Annotated in this window: 9 protein-coding genes; 6 read left to right on the top strand and 3 right to left on the bottom strand. The window is 71.9% G+C overall.

Features of this window, described 5'->3' with window-relative positions; genetic code table 11:
• Nucleotides 1–8: 8 nt before the first annotated feature.
• The 3 genes from JHW41_RS09490 (at nt 9) to JHW41_RS09480 (ending at nt 1,992) form a co-directional block, all read left to right on the top strand.
• A complete protein-coding gene (locus JHW41_RS09490; RefSeq protein WP_250449733.1) occupies nt 9–770 on the top strand; it encodes a DJ-1/PfpI family protein in 762 nt (253 codons plus the stop codon).
• A 199-nt stretch (nt 771–969) separates the two neighbouring features.
• Entirely contained in the window at nt 970–1,452 is a 483-nt protein-coding gene (locus tag JHW41_RS09485) for a hypothetical protein (protein WP_078996724.1), read from the top strand.
• Nucleotides 1,453–1,572: 120 nt separating this feature from the next.
• A complete protein-coding gene (locus tag JHW41_RS09480) occupies nt 1,573–1,992 on the top strand; it encodes a hypothetical protein (RefSeq protein WP_250449732.1) in 420 nt (139 codons plus the stop codon).
• Between the two features lie 24 nt (nt 1,993–2,016).
• Here JHW41_RS09480 and JHW41_RS09475 read toward each other — a convergent pair whose 3' ends face one another.
• Together JHW41_RS09475 and JHW41_RS09470 are read right to left on the bottom strand one after the other, a co-directional pair.
• Nucleotides 2,017–5,097 carry an efflux RND transporter permease subunit gene (locus tag JHW41_RS09475; protein ID WP_250449731.1) on the bottom strand — a complete coding sequence of 1,027 codons (3,081 nt, stop codon included), beginning with the start codon at nt 5,095–5,097 and terminating at the stop codon, nt 2,017–2,019.
• On the bottom strand, nt 5,094–6,191 hold the full coding sequence (locus tag JHW41_RS09470; protein WP_250449730.1) for an efflux RND transporter periplasmic adaptor subunit: 1,098 nt from the start codon (nt 6,189–6,191) through the stop codon (nt 5,094–5,096). Before JHW41_RS09470 ends, JHW41_RS09475 begins: the two co-directional genes overlap by 4 nt.
• A 312-nt stretch (nt 6,192–6,503) precedes the next feature.
• Here JHW41_RS09470 and mutS point away from each other — a divergent pair, with 312 nt between their 5' ends.
• On the top strand, nt 6,504–9,122 hold the full coding sequence (mutS, locus tag JHW41_RS09465; RefSeq protein ID WP_250449729.1) for a DNA mismatch repair protein MutS: 2,619 nt from the start codon (nt 6,504–6,506) through the stop codon (nt 9,120–9,122).
• On the opposite strand, the gene JHW41_RS26755 is transcribed toward mutS, so the two are convergent.
• On the bottom strand, nt 9,106–9,243 hold the full coding sequence (locus JHW41_RS26755; protein WP_428995489.1) for a DUF6053 domain-containing protein: 138 nt from the start codon (nt 9,241–9,243) through the stop codon (nt 9,106–9,108). The genes mutS and JHW41_RS26755 overlap by 17 nt on opposite strands.
• Here JHW41_RS26755 and JHW41_RS26750 point away from each other — a divergent pair.
• Together JHW41_RS26750 and JHW41_RS09460 are read left to right on the top strand one after the other, a co-directional pair.
• A complete protein-coding gene (locus JHW41_RS26750; RefSeq protein ID WP_428995488.1) occupies nt 9,203–9,385 on the top strand; it encodes a DUF6053 domain-containing protein in 183 nt (60 codons plus the stop codon). The genes JHW41_RS26755 and JHW41_RS26750 overlap by 41 nt on opposite strands.
• Nucleotides 9,386–9,416: 31 nt before the next feature.
• Nucleotides 9,417–12,809 carry an AAA family ATPase gene (locus JHW41_RS09460; protein ID WP_250449728.1) on the top strand — a complete coding sequence of 1,131 codons (3,393 nt, stop codon included), beginning with the start codon at nt 9,417–9,419 and terminating at the stop codon, nt 12,807–12,809.
• The last annotated feature ends 254 nt before the right edge of the window (nt 12,810–13,063 follow it).

Genomic DNA, 13,063 nt, shown 5'->3' with positions numbered 1-13,063 from the left:
GCGATGCGATGAACGACATGGGCGGCATGGACCTCAACGGGCGCTCGCGGCGGGCGGCCCTGCTCCACCTGGGCCTGGCCGCCTCGGCGCTTGCGCTGACGCCGGGCGCCGCGCGGGCAGCCGGCGGCGCAAACGGCGCGAACGATGCCGGCGACGATCTGATGCGGGTCGGCATGGTCGTCTTCGACGGCTTCCAGTTGCTCGACGTGTTCGGCCCGCTGGAAATGTTCGGCGCCCTGCGCGACCGGCTGCGGATCGCGATCCTCGCGCAGAACACGGGCCTGGTCGCGAGCAGCGCGGGACCGGCGATCGCGGTCGATCGCGCGTTCGCGGACGCGCCCGACCTGGACGTGCTGCTGGTTCCCGGCGGAATGGGCACCCGCCGCGAAGTCGGCAACGCCGCGCTGATCGAAGCGGTCAAGGCGCTGGCGCTGAAGACGCCGCATGTCGCCAGCATCTGCACCGGCGCGGCGATCCTGGCCCGTACCGGCGTGCTCGACGGCGCCAGGGCCACCACCAACAAGCGCGCCTTCGCCTGGGCCACCGCGCAGGGGCCCAAGGTCGATTGGGTCGAGCGGGCGCGTTGGGTCGAGGACGGAAAATATTTCACCTCCTCGGGCATCTCGGCGGGAATGGACATGTCGTTGGCGCTGATCGCCAAGCTGTTCGGCGGCGATACCGCGACGCGAGTGGCGAACGGCGCCGAGTACCGCTGGAACCGCGATCCGGGCGACGATCCGTTCGCCGCGCTTAACGGCCTGGCGCGATGACCCCGGCCGCGTGTCGCGCGCGCGGCGCGGCCGCCGCCGCGAACGCGCCGCGACCGCCAGGCGCGCGAACCGCCGGGTCGGGCAAGACGATCTAGGGCCATCCCTAGTGCCTCCGCGCGCCGGCCGGGGGTAGCTTCGGACTGCGGCGCCGTCCCCCTGCGCCGTCCCCCTGTCCGAACGGACCACAAGGAGCGTACCCATGGCCGAATCCTCTTCCGGCGCCTCCGGCGTCGGCGGCTCCGACGCCGCCAGCAACGCCAACGCCGCCAACCAGGCCCAGGCCGACGCGCAGCTCGGCGCGATGACCCAGGAAGCCACCGCCGCCGCGCAGAGAGCCGCCGACGCGGCCGCCGCCGCGGCCCGCGCCTGCAACGATCCCCAGGCCGCCAAAGAAGCCGCCGAAGCCGCGCAGCAAGCCGCCAAAGCCGCCGAGGAAGCCGCGCAGGCGGTCGACGACGCGATCGGCGGCATGATCACCACCGACGCCCAGCTGGAAGCGCACGAAGAAGCCGGCAACGCCGCCGCCGCGGCCGCCCGCTCGGCCGAAGCCGCGCAGGCCGCCGCCGACCGCGCCGCCGAGTCGCGCTGCGAAGGCGTGCCGATGTCGCAGGCGCAGCCGCCGGGGCCGACGCAAGGGCTGTCGCTGGCGACGATCAGCCAGCTCGATCCGCGCAACGCCTGATCCTGGCGCGCCGCGGCGCGGCGCCTGCGTCCGCCGCGGCTTCGCCGGCGCGCGCCGATTGCCGCGCGCGCCGCGCTGCGCCAAGCTGGCGGCCGCATTCGCACCGCGACAGGCCGCCCGATGACCGACGAGCAAGCGCCCGCACGCGCAGCGGCGGACCGCGAACGATCGCGCGGGGAACCGGCCGAATGCTTGGCCCGTTTCCTGTTGGCACGCTTCCTGGCCGAGCTCGACGCATGCGCGGACGCCATCGACGCCGCCTTGCACTTCGACGACCGCGCCGCGGTGAAGCCCGGCTACGACCGACTCATGCGCGTCGCCGCCGCGTATCGCGACCGCTGGCCGCGCCCGCCCTGCGCATGCGCGAGCGCGCGGACAGCCGATGCCGACGCCTGCCGCGAAGCGGTCGCCGCCGCCGAAGCGGTCGCGGCGGTGCTGGACCAGATGTCCGCCGGCGTGTCGAGCTATCAAGGCCTAGCCGGCGAACTCGCGCGAGCGCGGGCCCGGCTCGCCGCCGCGCTCGCGCACCCGGACCGCTGAGTCCGCGCCCCGCCCGCGGCGCGCTCAGCCCGACGCCGCCGGCGGCGCCGGGTGCGAGGAGCGATGGCGGAACTTGCGGGTCAACCATTCGCCGAGATCGTCGATGACGGTGAAGGCCGCCGGAATCACGATCAGGCTGAGCAGGGTCGAGGTGATCAGGCCGCCGATCACCGCGATCGCCATCGGCGCGCGGAAGCTGGAGTCGCCGGAGAAGCCCAGCGCGATCGGCATCATGCCCGCGCCCATCGCCAGCGTGGTCATGACGATCGGCTGGGCGCGCTTGCGGCAGGCGTCGATCAGCGCATCGTGCTGGGTCATGCCGTGCTCGTCCTCGGCGATCACCGCGTAGTCCACCAGCAGGATCGAGTTCTTGGTGGCGATGCCGATCAGCATCAGCAGGCCGATCAGGGCCGGCAGCGACAGCATGTTCTGGGTCAGCAGCAGCGCGCCGAACGCGCCGCCGGCGCACAGCGGCACCGCGGTCAGGATGGTCAGCGGCATCAGCGCGTGGTTGAACAACAACAGCAGCACCATGTAGATGCAGGCCAGCCCCGCCGCCATCGCCAGCAGGAAGCCGATGAACAGTTCGACGAAGACCTCGGCGTCGCCGGTGTTGAGGAAGCTCACGCCCGGCGGCAGTTGCTTGACGCTCGGCAGCCCCTGCACCGTCTCCATGACCTCGCCCAGCGGGCGGCCGTTGAGTTCGGCGGTCAGGGTCACGTTGCGCTGGCGCTGGTAGCGCGAAATCTGCGAAGGGCCGCTGCCCATGCGGATCTCGGCGACCGCCGCCAGCGGCACCGGGCCGTTGCGGCCGGGCACGCGCAGCTGGCCGATCAACGCCGGATTCGCCAGCGTCGCCTCGGCGAAGCCGACCCGGATCGGAATCTGCCGGTCCGGCAGGTTGAGCTTGGCCAGGCGCTGTTCGTAGTCGCCGGCGGTGGCGATGCGCGCGGCCTCGGCGATGTCGGCGGTCGCCACGCCCAGGTCGGCGGCGCGGGCCGGATTGGGCACGATCTGGATTTCCGGCCGCAGCAGCGACGCCGACGAGGTCACGCTGCCCAGCCCGGGGATCGCGCGCAGATCGCGCTCCAGCGCGATCGAGGCGTCCTGCAGCCGCTGCGGATCGTCGCCGGACAGCACCAGTTGCAGCAGGTTGCCGGGCTCGGAACTGACATAGCTCACCCGCACCCCGGCCAGGTCGGCCAGGCGCGCGCGCGCGTCGCGCTCGAGCGCGCGCTGGTCGCGTTCGCGGTCGTCGGCCAGGCCCCAGTCCAGCACCAAGGTGGCCTTGCGCACGTCAGGCACGCCGGTGGTCGAGGGGTCGCCCAGGTCCAGCACGCTGCCGATCGCGGTATAGACCTGCTTGAGCTCGGGCATGTCCTTGAGCAGCGCGCGCGCGCGCTCGGCGACCGCGCGGGTCTCCTCCAGGCGCGTGCCCGGCGGCAGTTCCAGGCTCAGGTTGCTGCGGCCCAGGTCCGACTGCGGGATGAAGGTGGCCGGGATCAGCGGCACCAGCGCCAGCGAAGCGACGAACAGCGCGGTGGCGATCCACAGCGTGCGCGCGCGATGGCGCAGCGCGGCGTCGACCCAGCCCAGGTACCAGCGCATCAGCCGGGTGTCGCCGGCCTCCTCGCCGTGCGGCTTGAGCAGGTAGGCCGCCATCATCGGGGTGAGCAGGCGCGCGACCAGCAGCGAGAACAGCACCGCGGTCGCCGCGGTCCAGCCGAACTCGCGGAAGAACTTGCCGGCGATGCCGGGCATGAACGCCACCGGCACGAACACCGCCGCCAGGGTCAGCGAGGTCGCGATCACCGCGTTGCCGATCTCGCCCGCGGCCTCGCGCGCGGCCTCCAGCGGCGGCTTGCCCATGCGCAGGTGGCGCACGATGTTCTCGATCTCGACGATGGCGTCGTCTACCAGGATGCCGACCACCACCGACAGCGCCAGCAGGGTGATCAGGTTCAAGGTGAAGCCGAACCAGTACATCACCGCGAAGGTCGGGATGATCGACAGCGGCAGCGCCAGCGCCGACACCCAGGTCGCGCGCCAGTTGCGCAGGAACGCGAACACCACCAGCAGCGCCAGCAGCGCGCCCTCCCACAGCATCGTCATCGACGAATCGTAGGAGCGGTGGGTCTCGTCTATGGCGGTGGTGACCAGGCGGAAATCGATGCCGGGGTGGCCGGCCTTGAGCCGGTCCAGCGCCGCGTGCACGCCGGCTTCGACCTTGACCTCGCTGGAGCCGCGCGTGCGCGACATCGAGAAGGCGACCACGTCGCGACCGTCCAGCAGCGCCGCTTCGCTGGGGTCGGCGGCGGCGTCGCTGACCCGCGCCAGCGTGGACAGCCGCACCGCTCGCCCGTCGGGCAGGCTGATCGAGTAATCGCGCAGCGCCTTGGCATCGGCGACGGTGCCCAGGGTGCGGATGGTCTGCTGCGCGCCGTCCAGCTCGGCCTTGCCGCCGGCGCGCTCGACCTGGATCGCCGCCAGCTGCCGCGACACGGCGCCGGCGGTGACGCCGTAAGCGAGCAAGGCGTTGGGGTCCATGTCCACCCGCACCTGCCGATCCACGCCGCCGACCCGGGTGACCCGGGCCACGCCGGGCACGCCGTACATGGCGCGGGAGACTTCGCGATCGACGAACCAGCTGGCCTCGTCCGCGCTCATCCGCGGCGCCACCAGCGCGTAGGTCATCAGCGAGCCGCCGATCTCGACCTTGGAGATCACCGGTTCCTGGATGTCCTGCGGCAGGTCGGTGCGGATGCGGGTGACCGCGTCGCGGGTGTCGTCCAGCGCGGTGGCCAGGTCGGCTTCGAGCTGGAACTCGATCTGGGTGGTGCTCACGCCCTCGCTGACCGTCGACATCACCCGCTTGACGTTGGTGACGGTGGCCACCGAGTCCTCGATCTTGCGGGTGACCTCGGCCTCCAGCTGGCTCGGCGAGGCGCCCGGCTGGGTCACCGTGACCGTGGTCATCGGGAACGCGATGTCGGGAAAGCGCGCCACCGGCAACTGGTGGAAGCCCCACAGTCCGGCGACGCAGAGCACGAAGAACACCATCATCGCCGGCAGCGGCCGGCGGATCGCCCAGGCGGAGAAATTCACGGCGCGCGCTCCGCGGCGGCGGGCACCACCCGCACGCGGTCGCCGTCGCCGAGGAAGCCGGCGCCGCCGCTGACCACGCGCTCGCCCGGCTTGAGCCCGTCGACGATCTCGATATGGCCGCGCGCGGCCTGGCCGGTGCCGACCCGGCGGCGCTGCACCGAGTGCGCGTCCTTCATCGTGAACACATAGCTGTGGCCGTCGCGCTGCACCACCGCGGCGGCGGGCACCATCAGCGCCTGGCCGTCGCCGGTGACGATGCGGCCCTCGACGAAGACCCCGGGCTTGAGCGGGCCGGGCTGCGGCAGGTCGGCGTAGACCGTGCCGGTCCGGGTCTGCGCATCGACGCCGGGACTGACCGCGCGGATGCGGCCGGCGACGGACCGGGCGCCGTACGCCAGTTCCACCGGGTCGCCGACGCCGACGTCGGCCAACTGCGCCTCGGACAGTTCGGCGCGCCATTCCAGCCGGCCGTCGCGGATCAGCCGCAGCAGCTCGGCGCCGGCCGAGACCACCTGGCCCGGCTGCACCAGGCGCTTGGACACCACGCCGTCGGCGGGCGCGCGCAGTTCGGCGAAATCGCGGCGCAAGCCGGCGGCATCGCGGCTGGCGCGGGCGGTGGCGACCTGCGCCTCGGCCTGCACCCGGGTCGCGCGCAATTCGTCCAGGCTGCTGGCGCTGATCAACTGGGTGGCGGCGAGCTTGGCGCCGCGGTCGTAGTTCACCTGCGCCAGCGTCAGCGAGGCCTGGGCCTGTTTCAAGCTGGCCTGCGCCTGGGCGAGCTCGCTGTCCAGGGTGCGGCGATCCAGTTCCAGCAGCACTTGCCCGCGGCGCACCGACTGGCCGACATCGACATGCAGCGCGGTCACGCGCTGGCCGCTGAGCTCCACGCCCAGCAGCATCTCCTCGTAGGCCGACACCGGGCCCGACACGCTGACCGAGCGCTGCACCGGCTGCAACCGCGCCTGGCTCAGCGAGACCGCGAGCGCCGACGCATCGGCGCCGGCATCGGCGGCCGCCGCGTCCGGTTTCTCCGCGCAGCCCAGCAAACCCGCACACACAGCGATCAGGGCGAACCAACGGATTGTTGAAGGCATCGGGGCTTCGTCAGGGGCGTGGAGTGGGCCGCGCGCAGCCCGGCGGCGCGGGCGCCGCCGGTTTCGCGGCGATCGCGGCAGCCTAGTGTGGCGGATTTAGAAGTTATTAAAGTCCGCGACGTTGCCGCAGCGCGAGGATCGCGCATACGCCGCGCCCCACTCCGCCCGGCGCGGGCCCTGGCGCAGCGGCGCGGACCGGGCGCCGCGGCCGCGATGCCGGCGTCGCCGCGGGCCGGACGTGTCTGGACGGCCCCGATTGTCCATACTGGTCGCCAATTCGCTGCACCGAAACTATCTAAATCGTTGAATCAAATGCAGAAAACCCAGAAAGCCGGCGCCAGCAAGGGCGCCGAAGAACACACCCCGCTGATGAAGCAGTTCTTCGCCGCCAAGAGCGAGCACCCCGACGTGCTGCTGTTCTTCCGCATGGGCGATTTCTACGAACTGTTCTACGACGACGCGCGCAAGGCCGCGCGCCTGCTCGACATCACCCTGACCCAGCGCGGCGCCTCGGCCGGCCAGCCGATTCCGATGGCGGGCGTGCCGCACCACTCCGCCGAAGGTTATCTGGCGCGGCTGGTGGCTCTGGGCGAATCGGTGGCGATCTGCGAGCAGATCGGCGATCCGGCCCTGGCCAAGGGCATCGTCGAGCGCAAGGTGGTGCGCATCATCACCCCGGGCACGGTCACCGACGAGGCGCTGCTCAACGAGCGCCGCGACACCTTGCTGCTGGCGGTCTCGCGCGGCAAGAGCGGTTGGGGCCTGGCCTGGGCCGACCTCGCCGCCGGCCGTTTCCTGGTCAACGAAGTGGCGAGCGAAGACGCGCTGGAAGCCGAACTGGCGCGGCTGGAACCGGCCGAAACGCTGATGCCCGACGAAGACGGCTGGGGCGCGTTCGTGTCCGAACGCAACGGCGTGCGCCGGCGCGCGCCGTGGCTGTTCGACGTCGACAGCGGCCGCCGCCAGTTGCTGCGCTTCTTCGGCCTGCACGACCTGTCCGGCTTCGGCCTGGAAGACAAGCCGCTGGCGGTCGCCGCCGCGGCCGCATTGCTGGGCTATGTCGAGGAAACCCAGAAGCAGCGCCTGCCGCACCTGACTTCGATCGCGGTGGAATCCGGCGACGGCGCGATCGCCATGAACGCCGCGACCCGCCGCCATCTGGAACTCGACAGCCGCATCGACGGCGACAGCCGCACCACCCTGCTCGGCGTGCTCGACAGCACGGTCACGCCGATGGGCGGGCGCCTGCTGCGGCGCTGGCTGCACCGGCCGCTGCGCGATCGCGTCGCGCTGCGCCACCGCCACCAGGCGGTCGCCACGCTGATCGAAAGCCGCGCCGGCGACGACGTGCGCGAACGTTTCCGCGCGCTCGGCGACCTCGAACGCATCCTCTCGCGCATCGCCCTGCGCAGCGCGCGCCCACGCGACCTGTCGACGCTGCGCGACGGCCTGGGCCTGCTGCCGGACGTGCGCGGCCTGCTGCGCCCGCTCGACGCGCCGCGCCTGACCGCGCTGGCCGACGAACTCGGCGAGCACGATGCGCACGCGCACCTGCTGGCCGAGGCGATCGTGCCGCAGCCACCGGTGCTGGCGCGCGACGGCGGCGTGTTCGCGCCCGGCTACGACGCCGAACTCGACGAGCTGCGCACGCTGTCGACCAACGCCGACCAGTTCCTGGTCGACCTGGAAGCGCGCGAGCGCATCGCCAGCGGCATCGCCACGCTCAAGGTCGGCTACAACCGCGTCCACGGCTATTACCTGGAAGTCAGCAAGGCCCAGGCCGAGAAGGCGCCGACCCACTACACCCGCCGCCAGACCCTCAGCAACGCCGAGCGCTACATCACCGAAGAGCTCAAGCAGTTCGAGGACAAGGTGCTGTCGGCGCGCGAACGCGCCCTGGCCCGCGAGCGGCTGCTGTACGAACAACTGCTCGACGCGCTCAACGAACGCCTGGAACCGCTCAAGCGCTGCGCCGCGGCGCTGTCGGAACTGGACGTGCTGTGCGCCTTCGCCGAACGCGCCGCGAGCCTGGACTGGTCGCAGCCGGAGCTGACCGAGGCGCCGGGCCTGTGCATCCTGCGCGGCCGCCACCCGGTGGTCGAGGCGGTGCGCAGCGAGCCGTTCGAGCCCAACGACCTGGTGCTCGACGACAGCAACGGCCGACGCATGCTGGTCATCACCGGTCCGAACATGGGCGGTAAGTCCACCTACATGCGCCAGAACGCGCTGATCGTGCTGCTCGCGCACATCGGCAGCTTCGTCCCGGCCGCGCGCGCGACGCTCGGCCCGGTCGACCGCATCCTGACCCGCATCGGCGCCGGCGACGACCTCGCCCGCGGCCAGTCGACCTTCATGGTCGAGATGAGCGAGACCAGCTACATCCTCCACCACGCCACCGACTGCTCGCTGGTGCTGATGGACGAGATCGGCCGCGGCACCTCGACCTACGACGGCTTGGCCCTGGCCGAGGCCTGCGCGCGCCACCTGGCGCACCACAATCGCGCCTACACCTTGTTCGCGACCCACTACTTCGAACTGACCGCGCTGGCCGAACCGGGCAACGGCATCGCCAACGTGCACCTGGACGCGGTCGAACACCGCGACCAGAGCGGCAACGAGCAACTGGTGTTCATGCACGCGGTCAAGGACGGCCCGGCCGACCGCAGCTTCGGCCTGCAGGTGGCGGCGCTGGCCGGCCTGCCCAAGTCGGTGGTCAAGCAGGCGCGCGGGCGCCTGATCGAGCTGGAGAACCAGGGCCGCGAGACGCCGAAGCCGTCGTTCGCCAAGGCCGCGCTGGATGCGCCGCAGCAGTTCGGTTTGTTCGCCGCGCCGTCCTCGGCCGCGCTGGACGCGCTGGCCGAAGTCGATCCGGACGAACTGACGCCGAAGCAGGCGCTGGAAGCGCTGTACCGGATCAAGGCGCTGGCCTGAACGCCGCAGAGACTTGAGCACTGCAGCGGCTTGAATGCTGCGGTGGCTTGAATGCTGCAGTGGGAGGGCCTTCAGGCCCGATGCCTTTCGCTCGGATCGCGATGATCGGACACAAAAGCATCGGACTTGAAGGCCCTCCCACAACGACAAGCGCAACGCTCTTGTGGGAGGGGCTTCAGCCCCGACGCTCTCGTCCCAGCCACCGCCAATCTGTGACCGCCGCAACCCGCCCCCGCCCGCGAGCCACGCACCCCAGCCGCTAAACTGTCGCCCGGAACGGACACCGGAGCGCCTGTGGAAGCCCTGCTATTCCTGGTCGGCATCGTCGCCGGCCTGATCCTCGCCCGCCTTTACCGCCCCGCCGCGACGAGCGCGCAGGCCCTCGTCGCGCAAACCGCCAGCCGCGACGACGACAGCGACGGCGCGGACGCGAGCGGGACCGAAGCGTCCGCCGCGCCCGCCGGGGACAGCGCCGCGCAGGCCGGGGAAACGCCGCAGGAGCGCCTGTTCGCCCTGGTCCGCCGCCTCGACGCGCTCGACGAACGCATCCAGCGCCCGCAGGATCTGCTCGCCTTGCCCGAGTTCCATCAGGGCGCGGAACTGCTCGCCGATCCGGCGCTGTTCGATGCCGAGGAACTGATCCGCCACCTCACCGGCTCCGGCTACGTCCTGCAATCGATGGTGACCAAGGCCTTGCCGCGTCGCCCCGATGTCGCGCTCGAACCGGTGCTCGACCAGGCCGGCGGTTTCGGCGGCTATCCGCTGCACTTCCTAATCGAACACCTGCGCACCCGCGCCGACGCCGGCGCGCTGCCGCGGCTGCTGCGCCACGCCCAACCGTGGTGGTGGGATTTCGCCCCGGTGCGCCAGCACCTGCGCGACTACCTGCAGTGGGCCGAACAGTTCGGCCCGGCGCCGGCCGCGCCGGCGCTGGACGACCTCGAGGAAAGCGCCGCCGGCCAGCTGCGCGACACGCTCAAGCGCTTCGATTCGCCGATGCTGCAGCCGTTGATCGAGCAGGCCGAGCGCGCCGTCGGCCGCCGCCGCGAAACCCGCGTGCTCGGCGCGTTCGGCCGGGTCGACGCCGCGCCCAAGCCGGGCGTGCGCGTGGCCCACGCCGCGCTGGAACAACAGCTCGAACGGCTGCACGAACTGCTGACCGGCGACGCCGCGGCCTCGGTGCTGGTGACCGGCGAGCACGGCGTCGGCAAGACCGTGCTGATCGACCTGCTGGCCCAGCGCCTGCAAGCCGAAGGCTGGCTGGTGTTCGAGGCCAGCGCGGCGGAAGTCCTGTCGGGCCAGAGCTACATCGGCGAGCTGGAAGAACGCGTGCGCGAGATGCTCGCCGTGCTCGACCGCCCGCGCGCGCTTTGGCGCGCGCCGGAGTTCTTCGACCTGCTCGCCAAGGGCTCGCACTCGCGCGACCCGCGCGGCCTGCTCGACCTGGTGCTGCCGGCGATCGAGCGCGGCCGCCTGCGCGTAATCGGCGAGATCACCCCGCGCCAGCTGGCCCAGTTGCTGATCGCGCGGCCGGTGATCAAGCACCACTTCGAACTGCTCAACCTGATGCCGCTGGAACCGGCCGCGCTGGCCCCGCTCGCCGCGCAATGGGCGCGGATCGAAAGCGAGCGCCTGGGCCGCGAGGTCGCCGGCGAACGCACCCTGGCCGAGGCCGCGCGCATGGCCGCGCAGTACTTCCCCGAACAGCACGAACCCGGGCGCCTGCTGCGCCTGCTCGGCGACGCGCTGCAGGCCGCATGCGCGCAGGAGCCGGCGGCGCTGCCGCTCGACGGCGAACGCCTGCTCGCGACCATCGCCCAGCGCAGCGGCCTGCCGCTGGAAGTCATCGACGACCGCCAGAGCCTGGACCTGGAGCGACTGCGCGAGTTCTTCCGCCGCCGCGTGCTCGGCCAGGACGAGGCGGTGGACGCGCTGCTCGACCGCATCGCCATGCTGAAGGCAGGCCTGACCGACAACGGCCGGCCGATCGGCGTGTTCCTGTTCGCCGGCCCCACCGGCACCGGCAAGACCGAACTGGCCAAGGCCCTCGGCGAGTTGCTGTTCGGCAGCGACGAACGCCTGCTGCGCCTGGACATGAGCGAGTTCCAGTCCGAGGACTCGGCCTGGCGCCTGACCGCCGACGAAGGCGGCGCCGGCGGCGTGCGCTCGCTGACCTCGCGCATCCGCGAGCAGCCGTTCTCGGTGGTGCTGCTGGACGAATTCGAGAAGGCGCATCCGAAGGTGTGGGACCTGTTCCTGCAGGTGTTCGACGACGCCCGCCTGAGCGACCGCAGCGGCCACACCGCCGACTTCCGCCACAGCATCATCATCCTCACCAGCAACGTCGGCTCGACCATTTCGCGCAGCGCGGGGCCGGGCTTCACCTCGGTGCGCGGCGGCTATTCGCGCAGCGCGGTGGAGAAGGCGCTGTTCGAGACCTTCCGCCGCGAATTCATCAACCGACTCGACCGGGTGGTGCTGTTCAATCCGCTCGACCGCGCGCTGATGCGCGAGATCCTGCACAAGGAACTCGCCCGCGTGCTGACCCGGCGCGGCCTGCGCAACCGCGACTGGGCGGTGGAATGGGAGCCGTCGGCGATCGAGTTCCTGCTCGACCGCGGCTTCACCCCGGACCTCGGCGCGCGCCCGCTGCGCCGCGCGATCGAGCACTACCTGCTGGCGCCGCTGGCGCGCAGCATCGTCGAGCACCGCGCGCCGCAGGGCGATCAGTTCCTGTTCGTGCGCAGCGCCGGCGACAAGCTCGAGGTCGAGTTCATCGATCCCAATCCCGCCGCCGGCGCGCTCGCGGCGCCGGCGCCGACGCCGCAACCGGCCGACGGCGCGGCCGCGCCCGCCACCGACGACCTGCGCGATCTGGTCTACGCGCCGGTCTCCGGCAGCGAGGCGGTCGCGCGCCTGGACGCGCGGCTGGCGGCGCTGGAAGACATCGTGCTCGGCGCGCACTGGCGCGGCGAGCGCGAAGCCGACTACGCGCGCATGGCCGCCGCCGGTTTTTGGGAATCGCCCGACCGCCACGCCGCGCTCGACCGGATCGAGCGCCGCGACCGCATCGAAAGCGCGCTCGACACCGCGCTGCGCCTGCAGCAGCGGCTCGGCCGCGACGGCGGCAACGCGCGCTTCGTGCAATCGCTGGCGCAGTTGCTGTTCCTGCTCGGCCTCGCGGTGGACGCGCTGCGCGGCGAGCGGCCGCAGGACGCGCTGGTGGAGATCGACCTCAGCGAATCGGCGCAGCCGCGCCAGGGCCAGGACCTGCGCGCGTGGTGGCGGCAGGTGCTGGACATGTACCTGGGCTGGGCCCAACGCCGCAACATGCGCGTGCAAGTGCTGCGCGAGGACCGCGAGCGCGGCAGCGCCTGGCTCGCGGTCAGCGGCTTCGGCGCGTTCGAGTTGCTGCAGCACGAGGCCGGCCTGCACGTGTACGAAGACAAGGCCGACGATCAAACCCAGCGCCTGTCGGTATTGGTCCAGGTCGCGCCCGACCTGCCCGGCCGCGCGCGCCAGGCGCAGGGCGCGCCGGCGTCCGCGGGCGGCGAGAGCGAGCGGCGCATCGCCCGGCGTTATCGCCAGTCGCCGGCGCCGCTGGTGCGCGACGGCGTGCGCGGCTGGCGCAGCGGGCGGCTCGATCGGGTGCTGGCGGGCGAGTTCGATGCGATAAGCGGAGAGTGATGCGTTCGCGGCTGCGGTGAAGCATGGTCGCGGCTGAGATGAAAGCGTCGGGCCTGAAGGCCCTCCCACAACAGCCGAGCGCGTCGGCCGCTGTTGTGGGAGGGCCTTCAGGCCCGACGTTCTTTTCCCAGACGCCACGCCACCTGCGACCGCGCTCACAACAACGCACTCCATCGCGGCCGCAATAGCTCATCCCTATCGAACAAGTCGAAACATTCAATTTCCTAATCCCACCCCACCGCACTTATCGTCGA

The sequence above is a fragment of the Lysobacter enzymogenes genome, from assembly GCF_023617245.1.
Classification (GTDB): domain Bacteria; phylum Pseudomonadota; class Gammaproteobacteria; order Xanthomonadales; family Xanthomonadaceae; genus Lysobacter; species Lysobacter yananisis.
Note: the sequence above shows the minus strand (reverse complement) of the source record. Positions and strands in the feature narration are given on the sequence as shown.